The sequence below is a fragment of the Streptomyces sp. NBC_00513 genome, from assembly GCF_041431415.1.
Classification (GTDB): domain Bacteria; phylum Actinomycetota; class Actinomycetes; order Streptomycetales; family Streptomycetaceae; genus Streptomyces.
Window position 1 is genome coordinate 1,138,998 of the sequence record NZ_CP107845.1, and the last position, 15,585, is coordinate 1,154,582.

The 15,585-nt window shown below is 73.1% G+C and carries 10 protein-coding genes; 5 read left to right on the forward strand and 5 right to left on the reverse strand.

Annotation, left to right across the window (positions count from 1 at the left end; translation table 11 throughout):
* Positions 1 to 60: 60 nt before the first annotated feature.
* Together OHA84_RS05525 and OHA84_RS05530 are read right to left on the reverse strand one after the other, a co-directional pair.
* Entirely contained in the window at positions 61 to 516 is a 456-nt protein-coding gene (locus OHA84_RS05525; protein WP_266972967.1) for a (2Fe-2S)-binding protein, read from the reverse strand.
* Between the two features lie 61 nt (positions 517 to 577).
* Complete coding sequence (locus tag OHA84_RS05530; RefSeq protein ID WP_266972965.1) at positions 578 to 2,842, reverse strand: xanthine dehydrogenase family protein molybdopterin-binding subunit; 2,265 nt, start codon at positions 2,840 to 2,842, stop codon at positions 578 to 580.
* 498 nt (positions 2,843 to 3,340) lie between these two features.
* On the opposite strand from OHA84_RS05530, the gene OHA84_RS05535 reads away from it, so the two are divergent.
* The gene (locus OHA84_RS05535) at positions 3,341 to 4,765 is read left to right on the forward strand and encodes a PP2C family protein-serine/threonine phosphatase (protein ID WP_053682057.1); all 1,425 of its coding nucleotides are present in this window, start codon (positions 3,341 to 3,343) and stop codon (positions 4,763 to 4,765) included.
* 122 nt (positions 4,766 to 4,887) lie between these two features.
* Here OHA84_RS05535 and OHA84_RS05540 read toward each other — a convergent pair whose 3' ends face one another.
* Positions 4,888 to 6,375, reverse strand: coding sequence for a hypothetical protein (locus OHA84_RS05540; RefSeq protein WP_053682056.1), 1,488 nt, complete (start codon positions 6,373 to 6,375; stop codon positions 4,888 to 4,890).
* 231 nt (positions 6,376 to 6,606) lie between these two features.
* On the opposite strand from OHA84_RS05540, the gene OHA84_RS05545 reads away from it, so the two are divergent.
* Both OHA84_RS05545 and kstD read left to right on the forward strand, forming a co-directional pair.
* Positions 6,607 to 7,731, forward strand: a complete 1,125-nt coding sequence (locus OHA84_RS05545) for an aminoglycoside phosphotransferase family protein (RefSeq protein WP_053682055.1) — start codon at positions 6,607 to 6,609, stop codon at positions 7,729 to 7,731.
* A 237-nt stretch (positions 7,732 to 7,968) separates the two neighbouring features.
* Positions 7,969 to 9,750: a 3-oxosteroid 1-dehydrogenase gene (gene kstD, locus OHA84_RS05550; protein ID WP_266972960.1), complete on the forward strand. Its 1,782-nt coding sequence runs from the start codon at positions 7,969 to 7,971 to the stop codon at positions 9,748 to 9,750.
* A 62-nt stretch (positions 9,751 to 9,812) separates the two neighbouring features.
* Here kstD and OHA84_RS05555 read toward each other — a convergent pair whose 3' ends face one another.
* Positions 9,813 to 10,313, reverse strand: a complete 501-nt coding sequence (locus tag OHA84_RS05555; RefSeq protein ID WP_053682053.1) for a hypothetical protein — start codon at positions 10,311 to 10,313, stop codon at positions 9,813 to 9,815.
* A gap of 521 nt (positions 10,314 to 10,834) precedes the next feature.
* Between OHA84_RS05555 and OHA84_RS05560 the strand changes: the two genes are divergently transcribed.
* Together OHA84_RS05560 and OHA84_RS05565 are read left to right on the forward strand one after the other, a co-directional pair.
* A complete protein-coding gene (locus OHA84_RS05560) occupies positions 10,835 to 11,392 on the forward strand; it encodes a toxin-antitoxin system, toxin component (protein WP_234350228.1) in 558 nt (185 codons plus the stop codon).
* Positions 11,389 to 12,615 carry an MAB_1171c family putative transporter gene (locus tag OHA84_RS05565; RefSeq protein ID WP_053682052.1) on the forward strand — a complete coding sequence of 409 codons (1,227 nt, stop codon included), beginning with the start codon at positions 11,389 to 11,391 and terminating at the stop codon, positions 12,613 to 12,615. Before OHA84_RS05560 ends, OHA84_RS05565 begins: the two co-directional genes overlap by 4 nt.
* Positions 12,616 to 12,659: 44 nt before the next feature.
* On the opposite strand, the gene OHA84_RS05570 is transcribed toward OHA84_RS05565, so the two are convergent.
* Complete coding sequence (locus tag OHA84_RS05570; RefSeq protein ID WP_266972956.1) at positions 12,660 to 15,515, reverse strand: AAA family ATPase; 2,856 nt, start codon at positions 15,513 to 15,515, stop codon at positions 12,660 to 12,662.
* Between the last annotated feature and the right edge of the window lie 70 nt (positions 15,516 to 15,585).

Genomic DNA, 15,585 nt, shown 5'->3' on the forward strand with positions numbered 1-15,585 from the left:
GCATGATCGGTCAACCTTTGTCCGGTTCACCCGCTCTGTGGGCTGTGTCGCCTGCCGTGCTCACATCTTCGCGGCCGCACTGCGAATGGCCTCGCGGATGCGGAAGTAGGTTCCGCAGCGGCAGATGTTGGCGATGGCGTCGATGTCCTCGTCGGTGGGGTCGGCCGTCCGCCGCAGGAGCGCCACCGCGGCCATGATCTGGCCGGGCTGACAGAACCCGCATTGGGCGACATCCTGTTCGAGCCAGGCCTCCTGCACCGGGTGCAGGTCGTTTCCGTCGGCCAGGCCCTCGATGGTGGTCACCGCCTTGCCGGCGCAGGCGGACACGGGCACCACGCAGGGGCGGATGTCCGTGCCGTCGAGGTGGCTGGTGCACGCTTTGCAGACGTCCACGCCGCAGCCGTACTTGGGGCCGCGTACACCCAGCATGTCGCGGAGCACCCACAGCAGGGGCAGATCGTCGGGCGCGTCGACGGTGACGCTCCGCCCGTTGACGGTGAAGGTGTGCGAGGGCACGGCGCGGCGCTCCTGGGGTGGTGGCGAGAACGAGGCGGGAGATGGAAACGGAACGGGGGGCCTAGCGGGGGTACGGGGTGAAGTCCACGTCGAAGTCGAGCGGGAAACTCCGCGGCTTCTTGCCGGTGGCCCGGGCCCAGGCGTTGGCGATGGCCCCGACGGCGGCGGGCACCCCGAGTTCGCCGGCGCCGCCCGGTTCGGTGCCGGTCGCCGGAAGTACGAAGACCCGTACGTCCTTGGGGGTGTCGCGCTGCCTCGCCCAGTGGAACTGGCTGTAACTGCCCTCCAGAGGAAGCCCGTTGTCGAGGTGCAGTCCGGCGCGCAGGGTGGTGGAGAGGGCGTCGGTGAGACCGCCGATCATCTGGGCCTCCAGCCCGCGCGGGTTGACGGGCAGGCCCACGTCCACCGCGATGACGGCCTTGGTGACGCGGACGTGCTCCGGGTCGCGGGTGTCGATCTCGACCAGGCAGGCGGTGCGCGACTTGTACTCCTCGTGGAAGGCGATGCCCTGTGCGCACCCGGCCGGCATCGCCCGCCCCCATTCCCCCTCCCGCGCGGCCTTGTCGAGGATCGCCCGCTGGGCGTCGGTCTTCAGGAAGGCGCGGCGGAAGTCGTACGGGTCCTTCCCCATCCGCGCGGCCAGTTCGTCGACGACGATCTCCTCGGCGCCCCGGGTGTTGGCGGAGTACACCGAGCGCCACGAGCCGGTGGGGCCTCCCGTCGGCACCTCGGTGAGCGCCTGGGTGGTGAGCCCGAAGTGGTACGGGGACTTGATCGTGGTGTGGAACAGGGTCTGGGCGAGGGTGGCGTTGCCGAGGCCGAGCGGCAGGTTCGCCGCGGTGGCGGTGATGATCTCGCCGAGGCCGTGCCGGAAGTCCGTCTCGGCGGCGGCCACCCGGTGTTCGAAGGTGAGCACTTCGCCCAGGGCGTGGGTGGCGCGGATCCTGTGGTGGGTGGCCGGCCGCATCCGGCCGTGGCGGGTGTCGTCGACGCGCGTCCACATCAGGCGCACGGGGCGGCGGCAGGCCTTGGACACCCGGGCGGCCTCCAGGGCGGCGTCGAAGAAGAGGCGCCGCCCGAAGGAGCCGCCGGCTTGGACCACGTGCACGGTGACCTTGTCGAGCGGCAGTCCGAGATCGGCGGCGATGGTCTGGCGGGCCACGATCGGGGACTTGAGCCCGGACCAGATCTCGGCCCGCCCGTCCCGTACGTCGGCCACCGCGGAGTTGGTCTCCATCGGGGCGTGGCTGACGAACGCGAAGTCGAATTCGGCGTCCACGTACGGGGTGAGCAGCGGCGGCACCAGCGGCGGCGGGGTGGCGGCGCGCAGCTTCGTCCGTACCTGCGCGTCGGAGAGCCGGTCGGCGGGGCCGGGGCCCCATTCGACCCGGAGGGCGGCCTTGGCGTCGAGTGCCTGCCCGAAGGTCTCGGCGACGACGGCGACCCCGGTGGGGATCGTGACCACGTGCAGGACTCCGGGCATGGCCTGGACGGCGGCGAGGTTGGCGACGCTCCGGACGCTGCCGCCGAGGGTGGGCGGTCGGCGCAGCACACAGGGTTTGGCGCCGGGCACGTCGAGGTCGAGGGTGTAGCGCAGGGCTCCGGTGACCATGGCGCGGGCGTCGACGCGGCTGGTCGGCTGCCCGACGAGGGTGTGTCGGGCCGGTGGTTTCGGGGTGGCTCCGATGACGATCAGGCCGGGCGCGGCGGCGGCCGAGGCGAGGCCGCCGTAGTCGGCGGTGCGCCCGTCGGGGGCCCGGACGACGCCGTTCGCCGTGGTCAGGGCGGCGGCGGAGAGGTTCCAGCGGGCGGCGGCAGCGGCGACGAGGCGGGCCCGGGCGGTGGCGGCGGTCTGCCGGACGGGCCCGTAGAGGGAGCGGATCGCGTTGGAGGACCCGGTGAGCTGGTTGAACAGCAACTCGGGCCGGGCGTCGTCCAGTTCCACCCGGACGTGGGCCAGCGGGGCGTCGAGTTCCTCGGCGACGAGCATGGCCACGGCGGTGGTGAGGCCTTGGCCGACCTCCTCCCGGGGCAGTCGGAAGCGGATGGTGCCGTCCGATTCGACGGCGAGGGCCAGCAGGGCGGACGTGGGCGCCCCGGCCAGGATGAACAGGTCGCCGAGGTCCACCAGGTCGGCGATGGCGGGCAGGCTCGGGATCACCGCGTGGGCGGGCTGCGGGGCGAGGGAGTCGACGCCGACGCGGGTGACGAGGGCGAGGGTCGGCGCGGCCACGAGGTGGGTGAGGAACGAGCGCCGGCTCCGTCCCGCGTCGCGGCGTTGCCCCGTGTCGCGGCGTTGCCCGGTGTCGCCGCCCTGACCGCTCATGTCCCCGTGGCCCCTGTCCCGCGCGGCCCGCGGAACGGACCTCCCCGACTGATTACCGACACGTAGCGTAGCGATCACCGAGTGCGAGGGGAACCCGCTCCGGGGCGAGCGGACGCGCCGCCCGCCGGCGGCGAGGGGTCCTTCGTTCGGGGGTACCTCGCGCGTCACGGCGGCGGGAGGCCGGCGGGGACACAACGGCCTTGTCCACTCGCACACTTCGGCCGCACGCTCGACCGGGGCCGCCCCGGGGGCCGGTTTCCGGCCGGGTCCCGCCACGGAGGCACGGCTCCTCCGGTGCGACTCCACCCCAGGGGCGCCGGACGGGGTGACCGGATTCGTTCGCACAGCCGCGCAGCATCCGGGAGGCCGCGAGCATATGCCCCGGGCAAGGCTCTAACAGATGTTGCCAAACCGCTTACGACCCTCCGCGGGCTGTGCCACAGTCGATGCCGGTCCTTCTTTCAGACCTGGCCGTGCCGCGCCTGTATCGGAGTCCTCATGCCGTCCCATCTCTACGCGGACCGTCCCGCGCAGCCTCCCGAGCCGGGACCGGTGGACGCCCTGATCTCACAGACCCGACGGCTGCGGGGCGAGGTGAACGCGGTGCGCCGCGACGCGGTCGCGGACGACGACGCGCAGGGCCGGTGGCAACGGGCGCTGTGCGACCTCGCCGTGCACCACCTCGACGACCTCGGCCGGCACCTCGGCCAACTCAAGGAAGGGCTGCCGCCCGCCCCCGAGGAGCTCGTCGAGCTCCCGCGAGGGGCGTCCGACGACCTGCCCGAAGAACCACCGACCCGGGTCGGGAGCGCCGAGTGGAACCTGCTCACCGACGCGGTGACCTGGTCCGAGGAACTCTTCCAGATCTTCGGCCGGTCCCCCGAGGCGGGCCCGCTGCCCCTCGACGAACTGGGCTCGACCCTGTTCTCCGAGGACCAGCCGGCGCTGACCGCGATGGTCACCGACTGCCTGGTGGACGGCAAACCGATCGACGGCGAGTTCCGCATCGTCCGGGCCGACGGCCGCGTCCGGACGTTGCACATGAGGGGCGAGCCGGTACTCGACTCCGACGGTTGCACGGCCTCCATGTGGGCCGTGCTGCGGGACGTGAGTGAGCTGCGCCGAAGCCAGCGCGCGGTGCGCGAGTCACAGGACTCGTTGCAACGCCGCCGGGACATCGCGCAGACCGAGCACCGGCTGGCGGTCGAGCTGCAGGAAGCCGTGCTCCCCCCGTGGCGCGGCTCCCTGCGGTTCCCGCACGACAGCACCGGCGCGCTGGACGTCGCCGCACGCCACCTGCCCGCCACGACGGGCGCGCCGATCGGCGGGGACTGGTACGACGCGCTGGAACTGCCCGACGGCCGTTCACTGTTGACGGTCGGCGACCTCACGGGACACGGGGTGACCGCCACCTCCGGAATGGCGATGCTCCTCGGTGCCCTGCGGGGGATGGCCATGGCCGGGATCGAGCCGGGCCCCCTGATGGGCTGGCTCAACCAGCTCCTGGACACCTCCGTGCAACCGGTGCTCGGCTCGGCCGTCTGCTGCCGCTACGATCCCGCCCGCCGGCTGCTGTCCTGGGCCCAGGCCGGACACCCGGCCCCCCTGCTGTTCCGTCGCGGTCGCGGCCGCTCCCTGCGACCGCCGGAGGGCGCGCTGCTGGGGGCGACCCCCGGTGCCGTGTACGGGCAGGCCGAGGAGCAGCTGGAGAGCGGCGATGTACTGCTCCTGCGCACGGACGGGCTGACCCCGAGCGGCTTCGGACTCACCGAAACGGACGGCACCGAGAGGTTGTTGGCGCTCGCGCCGGGGTTCGCCACGGCCCGGTCGGCGCAGGACTGCCTGCGGATGGTCACCGAGGAGTTCGGCGAGCACGAGCGCGACGGCGACGCCGGCGTGCTGGTCGCCCGGGTCGGAGCGTAGGGGCGTCCGGACAGGTTCTCCCTCGTTTCCTTCAGGGCCGCGCCCCGGGCGCGGCCCTTCCCACGTGCCCGCGGAAGTGGGTGAGGCCTCGTGCGCCGGGCCCGACGCCGGCGGCGCGGACCTCACACCGGCCTGGGCGCCACAGGGCTGTTCGGCAGGGCCGACTCGATCTCCTGGCGCAGGTCCTCGATGCGCGCGTACCCGGCGTACTGGCCGGTGAGGCGGTACATCTCGCGCAGTCGGTCCCATGTCCGGTGCGAGGAGGTCTCGTTCATCGACACCAGGGCCAGCCGGGCGTAGCGGTCGGCCTGTTCGGGGTCGTCGGCGATGAAGCAGGCCGAGGCCATGGAGATGTAGTCGAAGATCTGGGACCGCTGGTGCCCCTGCGCACGCAGCCGCAGCGCCTCGTGGGCGTGCCGCTGGGCGATCGGCGCGACCGAGGGGTCGTGATCGGCGAGGGTGCGGAAGGCCAGGGCCTGCATGCCGTGCAGATCGGCCTCGTCGAAGTGCTGCATCCACGACGGAGGCGGCACGTCGCCCTTGTCGGAGACGAACAGGTCCTCGGCCTCGCCCAGGGTCCGCCGCATGGCCTGCCCCTTGCCCATGGCGGCCTGGGCCCAGGCCTCGATGGTGTGGAGCATGGCGCGCGTGCGCGGCAGGGTCTGCTCCCCGGAGCCGGACTGCGCCAGCTTCATCAGGTCGAGGGCCTCGTTCGGCCGCCCGAGGTGGACCATCTGTCGGGCGGCCCGGGACAGGGCCTCGCCGGCGCGCGGCCGGTCGCCACCCTCGCGCGCCGCGTGGGCGGCGATCACGAAGTACTTCTGCGCGGTGGGTTCGAGACCGACGTCGTGTGACATCCAGCCCGCCAGGACCGCCAGGTTGGCCGCCACCCCCCACAGCCTGCGCTGGAGGTGGTCGGGGTGGCGGTACGCGAGCATGCCGCCCACCTCGTTGAGCTGGCCCACGACGGCCTTGCGCTGGAGTCCGCCACCTCTGGAGGCGTCCCAGGCGCGGAAGACCTCGACGGAACGCTCCAGTGCCTCGATCTCCTGGGAGCCGATGGGGGCGGCCTCGTAGCGGTCGTAACCCGCCTGATCCGCCTGGTAGGCGTTGTCTCCGAAACGCTGCGCGTCCTTGGCGGCGGCGGGATCGGTGTGCAGCCATTCGTACATGGCGTTGCTGAGGGCTGTTCCTGCGGTGAGCGCGACTCCCGCGCCCATCAGGCCGCGACGGTTGAGCATGAGGTCCATTCCCGTGAATTCGGTGAGGACCGCGGCTGTGCGTTCGGGCGCCCATGGCACTCCGTCGGGGTTCTCCTGCGCCCCGTCCGGCTGCCGTTTGGAGGTGCGCCGCTGCCGTACGAACCCGAGGTCCTCAATGGTCACGACACGACCGAGCCGCTCGGTGAACAGTGCTGCCAGTACCGTGGGCACCGGTTCGCGCGGGGTCTCCCCCATGTCGATCCAGCGCCGCACCCGCGAGGTGTCGGTGGCCAGTTGGTGGTGGCCCATGGCCGCCGCCTGCCGGTTGACCATCCTCGCCAGTTCGCCCTTCGACCAGCCGGCCAGGCCGAACAGGTCGTTCAGACGGGTGTTTGGACCTTTGCTCACGTCAAGCCCCCAGGTTCTCGGCTGAGTTGACAGTAGCCCCCCGTCAGATGCCCAGCGACTATTCGCCAGGCTTCGCCAGGGCACGCAAGATGGTCCGCCACCCACGGTCGGGTGTCAGGTAGGAATGCGCCTCCCCGACCCGGTCACCGACGGAACTCCCCAGGGTGAAGCACGGGATCCGGCGGGGCGGCGTACGCAACTCGTCGGCGCACGAAGGGAACTGTAAACGCCATGTACGCAGCAACGACCTCCGTGTCCGCACCGGTCCGGCCGCACCGTACGCTCCCGGCCGGTGGCGGCCCCTACCTCGAACCCGGCCGCCCGGCCAACCTGCCCCAGGGCGCACTGCGGACCCGGCGGATGCCGGGCACCGGAACCCAGACGCCGAGCGGAAGAATCGACCTCTCGGGGCCGCAGGGAGCGCAGTTGCGCACCGCGCTCGCCTCGGTGCAACGGATCTGTCCGGAGTTCGCACCCGTGCAGGTGCTGCGACGCAGCGGTCGTTCGGTCCTCCTCGTGGGCACCACCGGGCGGATGACGGCCGTCGCGAAGGTGTTACTGGACCATTCGCCCGAATGGCGCGAGCGGTACCGGCACGAAATAGCTGCGTACCGGACGTTCGTCCGCAACCGTCCGCCGGTCCGGGTGCCCCGCCTGATCGCCGCCGACCCGGAGAACTGCGTACTGGTCGTGGAGCGGATGGCGGGCCGGGTCGCCGCGCTCCAGCGGCACCCGGTGGAGGCCCCGCCGCGGGCCGACGTCCGGGCGGCCCTCGGGGCGGTGTGTCGGGTGAACCAGTGGCGTCCGGCGCCCGAACTGTTCGGACACCCGATGGACTACGCCCGGCGGATCACCCGTGATCACGAGCTGGGGCTGCTGACCGACCGGGACTTCGGGGACCTTCAGAAGCTGCTGCACGGCCTGAAGCTCGCCGGCACCCCGTGGCAGTTCAACCACGGTGACGCCCTGCTGTCCAACCTGCTGCTGTCCCCTGCCGGCCCGGTGCTCCTCGACTGGGAACACGCGGGCTGGTACCTGCCGGGCTACGACCTGGCGACCCTGTGGACCGTGCTGGGCGACGCCCCGGCCGCCCGCGGTCAGATCAGCAGGCTGGCGCAGCAGCAGGGACCGGCGGCGCGGGACGCCTTCCTGGTGAACCTGATGCTCGTGTTGACGCGGGAGATCAGGATGTCCGAGACGGCGGTTCAGCGCTCGATGGCGGCGCCCGCCCCCGCCCAGTCGACGCCGGCGGGCTCCCTGTCCTCGGGCGAGGAGCAGCGGCTGCTGCTGCGCCGGTTGCACGACGACTGCGGGATGGCTCGCAGGGCGGTGCGCGCGGCGGTCGGCACGCGCTGAAGCGGACGGTTGCGCGAAGAGGTCCCACGGCGGTCATCGTCGTGGGACCTCCGCGCGTCCGGGGTCGGCGGCGGGACGCGCCGAGGGCGGTGACGGGTCGTACCCGGGGTGGTGGCGGGTCCCGCGGGAAGCGGCGGCGCCGGATGCCTTGACTTCACATGATCCCCCGAAGACCTTTTCTGACTCGGCATCAGAAGTGCCGGACACGCCCGCTTCCCCGACCCGCTGGAGCCTGCCATGTCCGCGAGCCCCGATCGCGCACGCCCCGCCCTGCCCTCCCGCCGGACCGTCCTCGCCGGGACCGGAGCCGGCGTACTCGCCGCCACCGTGCTGCCGGGGGCCGTCGCCCGGGCCGCCGACGGCGACCCGCTCGGCGAGTACGACGTCGTCGTGGTCGGCTCCGGCGCTTCCGGAATGACCGCCGCGCTCACCGCCGCCAAGCGGGGTCTGAGCGTCCTGGTGGTCGAGAAGGCCCCCACCTTCGGCGGATCGGCCGCCCGGTCGGGGGCCGGCATCTGGTTGCCGAACAACTCGGTGATCCTGGGCGCCGGTGTGCCCGACACGCCGGCGAAGGCCGCCACGTACCTCTCGGCGGTGGTGGGGCCCGAGGTGCCGGTGGACCGGCAACGGGCCTTCCTCGCCAACGGCCCCCGGATGCTGGACTTCGTCATGGCGAACAGCCCTCTGCGGTTCCGCTTCATGGACGGCTACAGCGACTACTACCCCGACCTGCCCGGCGGCCTGCCGAACGGCCGCTCCATCGAGCCCGATCAGATCGACGGCAACGTCCTCGGCGCCGAACTGGCCCGCCTGAACCCGGCGTACCTGCCGGTGCCGGCCGGGATGGTCGTCTTCAGCCAGGACTACAAGTGGCTCAACCTCGCGGCCGTCAGTGCCAAGGGCCTGGCGGTGTCCGCGGAGTGCCTGGCGCGCGGCACCAAGGCCGCGCTGCGCGGGGAGAAGCCGCTGACCATGGGCCAGGCCCTCGCCGCCGGACTGCGGGCCGGCCTCCAGCGGGCGGGGGTCCCGGTGTGGTTGAACAGCCCCCTGGTGGACCTGGTCCAGGACGGCGGGGCCGTCACCGGTGTGGTGGTGGAGAAGGACGGCGTACGGGGGACCGTGCGGGCACGCAAGGGCGTGATCATCGGCTCGGGCGGCTTCGAGCACAACGCGCAGATGCGGGCCCAGTACCAGCAACAGCCCATCGGCACCGAGTGGTCGGTCGGTGCGAAGGAGAACACCGGTGACGGGATCCGCGCGGGGCAGCGCGCCGGCGCGGCGCTGGGGCTGATGGAGGACGCCTGGTGGGGGCCGTCGATCCCGCTGCCCGGTGAGCCGTACTTCTGTCTGGCCGAACGGACCCTGCCGGGCGGGCTGATCGTCAACGGGAACGGCACGCGGTTCGTCAACGAGGCGGCGCCCTACAGCGACGTGGTGCACGTGATGTACGAGAAGGATCGGGGAGCGGTCGGCTCGCACATACCGGCCTGGCTGATCGTGGATCAGAACTACCGGAACAAGTACCTGTTCAAGGACATCCTGCCGACGTTCGTCTTCCCCGACTCCTGGTACCAGTCGGGCGCGGCGAAGAAGGCGTGGACCTGGGACGCGCTCGCCCACCAGATCGGGGTGCCCGCCGGTGCGCTGCGCTCGACCCTCAACCGGTTCAACGCGCAGGCGTGGAGCGGGAACGACGCCGACTTCCACCGGGGCGACACGGCGTACGACCACTACTACACGGACCCGAACGTCCAGCCGAACTCGTGTCTCGCGCCGATCTGGGCGCCGCCCTTCCACGCCTTCAAGATCGTGCCGGGCGACCTGGGGACGAAGGGCGGCATCGTCACCGACGCGAGGGCGCGGGCCCTGCGGGCCGACGGTTCGGTGATCCGCGGCCTGTGGGCGGCGGGCAACGCGAGCGCGGCGGTGATGGGTCACAGCTACGCGGGGGCCGGATCGACGATCGGCCCCGCGATGACGTTCGGGTACGTGGCGGCGAACGACATCGCGGACGCCTGAGGCAGGCCCGGCGCCGCCCGCCCGCTGCCGGCCGGTCGCGCGGCGGGCGGCGGGGCCGGAGGTCAGCCCTGCTGGAAGAGCTCGGCCGGGAGCGGCTTCAGGAGGGCGTAGAGGTCGTCGGTGATCGGGCGGTCCCAGCTGGCGATGGTGACCAGCACGTTGTCGCTGCGGTCGAACTGCACGCAGGAGATGCGGGACTCCGACAGCTTGACCTTGCGGACGATGAGGAGGTTGTCGCCCTGCATGACGGGGCAGTCCTCGACTCCGGTGACCTCGACGTCCTCGTCGTTCTCCAGGGCGTCGAGGAGCTGGGCCACCTCGAAGGGGACCTGCTTGTCGGCGAGGTCCCGGGCGGGCGAGCCCTCGGGGAGATTGCCGATGATCATCGCGGGGCCGCGACCGCCGAACAGGTCGTAGCGCAGGAAGACGCCCTGGCAGCTGCCGTCGGGGGCGGGGAGCAGCCCGGCCCCGAGGTTGCCCGGCCAGTCCCCCGGGTCCATGGCCAGGACGTCGAAGTCCGGGCCGGCGGGTGTGGCGGCGCGGTGGCGGCGGAGGAAGGACATGCCGCCATGGTACGTGGCCGGGACCCTTTTCCGGCCCCGGGCCCCCTCATCCGACCCGGCCCCGCGCCCGCCGCCCGGAGCGTCCGGAGCCGTCGCCCCGTCCGCCGGCTTCCCCCGCTCCTTCCGGTTCGCCCGTGTGGGACCGGTCGGCCCTTGATCGACGGCACCGGCGCGCGGTGTCCGTCGTGCATCCGCCGGTGGCGTGCGACGCGACTTCGTGGGTTGACCGGTATGGATCTTGCGATTTCAACGACTTACCCTTGTCCGCGACGTGCACATCGACGATCGGCCGCTGGTCCGAGGAAGGGCAGGCAGATGGCCGAGTCCGTTCCGTCTCCCGCCGTGACGCCCGCTCAGGCTCGTGCCCGCACCGGATGCCGGCCGGCGGGGCGGCGTCACGGACCGGTATCCATCCGTCCTCGGGGGGAGCCCCTCGCCCCGGCCCGGGGGACACTGCTTCCCGGAACCGCCGGCGCTTCGTCGTCCGCGGTGTTCGAGGAGTCCGCAGGGGAGGGGGAAGCATGAGCGTGGCCCGGTCCATGCGCAAGCTGTGCAACGCGCTGACCACGTCACTCGACGTGGAGTCGACCGCTGAACCGCACGCCCTCTTCCGTGCGCTGTGCGACGCGATGAGCGCGTCGCGCGGCGGGCGTCCGATCCTGCTGCGCTTCGAACGGTTCCCGCCGGAGCTCACCACGTCGGGGCTGTGGCTGAACATGGAGGACTACGACATCGTCGTGGTGGAGAAGCACACGACGCCCGACCACCAGCTCGTCATCCTGGGGCACGAGCTGTGGCACATGCGGGCCGGGCACGGCAGTGTGCCCGGTCTCGGTCCCACCGCGGCCGCCAGGTCGCTGCCGGGCAGCCCCGACCTGACGTACGCGACCGTCGCGGCGCGTTCCCACTACGAGGACGCGGACGAGATGGAGGCCGAGACGTTCGGGCTGCTGCTCGGCGACCGCTGCCGGGGTTGGCTGGCCTCCTCGGGCACGACTCCCGGCGCCGCCTGGCGCGACGACGTCGCCGGCCGCATCGGCAACACCCTCGGCGGCCGCGGACCGATCGGGTTCCGGTGACGTCCGACGCCTTCTACATCCCCTACCTGATCCCGGCGGCGATCCTCACCCTCGCCTTCGCGATCCGACTCCCGGTCATGATCCGCTTCTGGCGGATCGATCCCAACGTGCGCAACGTCGGCGGCCTGCTCGTGCTGGGTTCCGGGGTGTTCTACTTCGGCCGGCCGGAGACCCTGGCGACGATCAACCGTGTCTCGGGGATCAGCAACTTCGCGGCGCCGGTCGTCTACACGGTGCTCACGCTGTTCTGCGCCTCGTGCCTGGTCATGGTGATCCACTGGCGGGGCGGCGATCCGCTCCGGGTCCGGCGGACCACGTACGTCATCGGCCTCGTCTACTGCGCGGCCGTCGCCGGGCTGTGGGGCACCTTCGCGCTCGCCGACGTGCCGGTCGAGCGGTTGCGGGACCTGGACACCTACTACGCCACCACACCCTGGATGCGTGAGCACATCCTCCTCTACCTGCTCGCCCACACCGTCGCCTGCGTGATCACGGCCTCGGTGACCTGGACCTGGCTGCGGCAGGTGGCGGGGTGGCTGCGCGCGGGGCTGACGCTCCTGGTCGTCGGGTTCCTGCTGAACATCGGCTACGACACCGTGAAGCTGACGGCGGTGATCGCCCGCTGGACGGGCCACGACCTGGACTGGCTCAGTACCTACGTGGCGCCGCCCGTCGCGTCGGTGTGCGCGGTGTTCGTCGCGGCGGGCTTCGTCCTGCCGCACGCCGGCGAGGCGCTCCAGCGGCTCTGGCAGGACTTCCGGCAGTACCGGTCCCTGGGCGCCTTCGCGGACGAACTGGCCGTCGTCGACGGCAGCGCCCTCAGGCTTCCCCGGCGCTCCTCGCTGAGCCGGCGGCTCGTCCAGCGCCGGACCCGGATCAACGACGGACTGCTCAAGCTCCAGCCGTACCTGGATCCCGAGGTGCGGCGCACCGCCTTCCAGGAGGCCGTCGCCCGGAGTGAGAGTCCGGCGCGGGCCGCCGCGACCGCCGAGGCCGTGGCCGTGGTCGCCGCGATCCGCAGCTTCTCGAAGGCGGGTGCGGGGCGGTCCGCCGGGTCGCCCGCGCCGGCCGCACCCGGGGGCGACGCGACCGAGGTCCCCAACCTGGTGGCGGTCTCCCGGGCGCTGCGCCGCTCCCCCGCCGTCGCGGCCTTCCGCGCCCGCGAGGTGTCGTACGCGGAGCCGGCGAGCGTCGGTCGGGCCGGCGGCGCAGGCCTCACGTAGCGCCGGGGCCCGACGCGGGCGTCCGCGTCCGGCCCGCCGCCCGCTCAGCGGGTGGCGCGGTCGTACGCCTCCAGGGCCTGCGGCAGTCCGGGAAGGTCGGTGCCGAGTTTGCGGTACGCGGCGGACAACTCCCGGGGCGACGGGGCCGGGCGTCCGGCGACCGCGGCCCGCGCCGCCTTCAGCTCCTCCTCGGTCGGCGCGGCCTGCCAGGCCGTGTCCCGCGGCACGGGGCCGCCCCGTTCGAGCAGGGTCCGTGTCGCGGTCCGTTCCAGGCCGTCGGCCCCGCACTCCCGGGCCGTGACCACCGCTCGCCCGAGCGTCTCCACGTCCCCGGTGTGGGTGCCCAGGGCGGCCAGCGCGCAGGCCAGCTCGTATCCGGCCGGGGAGGCGGACAGGACGGACACCGCCTCGGTGAGCGGCCCGGTGCGGTCGGCGGGCTCCGCGACCTCGGCCGCCACCCGCAGGGCCTGGCCGATGCCGGAGGGGGCGCCGAAGGCGCGGGCGCGCCCGACCGCGTCGGAGGCGAGGGTGCGCGCCCTGGTCGGGTCCTCGGCCGCGACCGCCCTGGCGAGGAGGAGCTGCCACGGGCACCAGGACGGGTTCTGGATGCCGCGCGGAGTCAACCGTTGTTCGACGGACTCCAGTTCGGCGACGGCCTCCCGGGTGTCGCCGCGGGCCAGCAGGAGTTCGGCGTACACGGTCTGGGAGTCCGGGAAGACGACGGCCGCCGGGAAGGGCTCGGCGTACTCGTGTTCCCGTGCCAGCTTCCAGGCCTCGTCGGCCCGCCCGCGGGCGAGCAGTGTCGTGACGAGGATGGCGATGGCGTACCAGTGCACGGGGGTGCGCCGCCCGACGCGTTCGGCGAGCCGCAGTCCGGCGCGGGCCAGTTCCTCCGCCTCCACCAGCCGTCCGCGCCGGTATCGGATGTACGCGCGCAGGCTGTACGCGAAGGACAGGTGGGCGCCGCGCCAGCCCTGGCGCTCGAACTCGGCGGTGCCGGCCTCGAACAGCTCCTCCGCGCGCCACGGCCGGTCGGCGTACATGTGGACCATGGCGGTGAGCACGGGTACCTCGAAGCCCCGGTCCTCGTGGGCCCAGCTGAAGTGGGTGGTCAGGGCCCGGCCGGCGTGGTGCAGGACCACGTCCACGGGTTCTCCGCGCAGGCAGGCGTCCCAGGCGCGCAGGCCGATGACGTACCGCTCGGTGAGGTCGCGGCCGGTGAGCCGGTCGGCGAGCTTGGTCAGTCGGCGGGAGCGGGCCGGCGAGTCGGGTTCGGCGGCGTTGAACGCGTCCCACATGAACTGCTCGGACTGCAGGCGCAGTCGGGCCCGGACCTCGTGGGTGTGCGGGATCTCCCGGGCGAGGGAGTCCGAGGCCTCGGCGAGCCGATCGCTGTGCGAGAGCACCTGGGCGAGCCGGATGACGATGCCCTGGCGCAGGGCCGGGTCGTCGAAGGGCTCGGCGAGGGCCGCTCTCAGGTGGTTGACGGTGTTGGCGGGCTCGGTGAGCAGGGAGGCGCAGCCGAGTTCGTAGAGGACGGCGGCGCGCTCGTCGAAGTCCGGGGGTTCGCGCAGGGCGCGGGCGAGTTGGCGGCGCGCGGCCTCGGGGGCGCCGGCGCGGAGGTTCTCGCCGGCGGCCTCGCGCAGGGTGCGCACCACCCAGGGGTCGCCTTCGGGGTGGGTCTCCAGGAGATGGCGGGCGGCGGCGGAGGGGCCGAGGCCGGCGTCCACGACGGCCGCCGCGGCCTTGCCGTGCAGGGCGACCCGCAGGGCGTCCGGGATCGCCCGGTAGATGCCGGTCGCGATCAACGGGTGGACGAACTCCAGCCCGGTGAAGGGCGCTTCACCGCCGACGGGATCGGCGGCGCCGGAGAGGATGCGGGCGTCCCGCAGTCGTCCGGTGGCGTCGCCGGCCTCCTCGGTGCCGAGGCCGGCGACGCGGGCGGCGATGTCCTGGGGGATCGCGGTGCCGAGGACGGCGCAGGCCCAGGCGAAGCGGACGGTGGAGGGGCCCAGGTTCTGCAGGCGGGCGACGAGCCCGCTGCCGCGCTGCGCGGCGGCCAGGTCGGCCAGCAGCGGGGCGCTGGCCTCGACGGGGGCGAGGCCCTTGTCCCGGACCCTGGCGGTGAGCTCGACGGCCTCGAAGGGGTTGCCGGTGGTGACGGCCCAGGCCTCGTGGCAGAAGGCGTCGTCGGCGTGGCCGCCGACGGTCTCGCGGATCAGGGTGGAGACGGCGGCGGCGCTGAGCGGGGCGAGGGAGAGCGGGCGCTGTCCGGCCCGGCCGGGCAGCGTACGGAAGGCTTCGGCGTGGGAGGGGAGTTCGTCGGGGCGGTAGGCGACGACGAGCAGCAGGGGAAGGTGCTCGGCGCGCGGGGCGAAGGCGGCGAGCCAGCCGAGGGACTCGGGGTCGGCCCAGTGCGCGTCGTCGAGGACGAGGACGACGGGGGCGCGCTGGACGGTGAGGTGGGTGAGGACCCAGTCGAGGCCGTCGCGCAGTCCCTGGGGGTCGGGCGGGGCGCCCTGTTCGGGGGCGCACAGGCCGAGGGCCGGCCCGACGATGGCGTACCAACTGCCGAGGGTCTCGCGCAGTTCGGCTTCGGTGTGGGCGGCCAGCCGGGGCTGTATGAGCTGGCGGGCGACGTGGAAGGGCTGGCTCTGCTCCTGCTCGCCGCCGCGGGCGGCCAGCAGGGTGCAGGAGCGGGCGTGGGCGCGGCGGCGTACCTCGGTGAGCAGGGTGGTCTTGCCGAGGCCGGCCGGGCCGGAGAAGGCGAGCAGGGCGCCGGTCGCCCCGCGGCCGTCCGTGCCCCGTGCGATGAGCTGCTCCAGCGCCTCTTCCACGGTGGCGAGTTCCGCCTCGCGTTCGAACATCGTGCGCCGCGTACGGGTCCGGCGGTCCGTCATGACTGGTACCCCCCAGGCCTGTTCGGGGCATCAGAGTACGCCCGCGCGCACGCGGTGACAGGTCGATGGT

Bases quoted from the DNA above. Each gene is read 5' to 3' on its own strand.
- kstD (WP_266972960.1), top strand. From the start codon at position 7,969: ATGTCCGCGAGCCCCGATCGCGCACGCCCCGCCCTGCCCTCCCGCCGG.
- OHA84_RS05530 (WP_266972965.1), bottom strand. From the start codon at position 2,842: ATGAGCGGTCAGGGCGGCGACACCGGGCAACGCCGCGACACGGGGCAA.
- OHA84_RS05545 (WP_053682055.1), top strand. From the start codon at position 6,607: ATGTACGCAGCAACGACCTCCGTGTCCGCACCGGTCCGGCCGCACCGT.
- OHA84_RS05570 (WP_266972956.1), bottom strand. From the start codon at position 15,515: ATGACGGACCGCCGGACCCGTACGCGGCGCACGATGTTCGAACGCGAG.
- OHA84_RS05555 (WP_053682053.1), bottom strand. From the start codon at position 10,313: ATGTCCTTCCTCCGCCGCCACCGCGCCGCCACACCCGCCGGCCCGGAC.
- OHA84_RS05560 (WP_234350228.1), top strand. From the start codon at position 10,835: ATGAGCGTGGCCCGGTCCATGCGCAAGCTGTGCAACGCGCTGACCACG.
- OHA84_RS05535 (WP_053682057.1), top strand. From the start codon at position 3,341: ATGCCGTCCCATCTCTACGCGGACCGTCCCGCGCAGCCTCCCGAGCCG.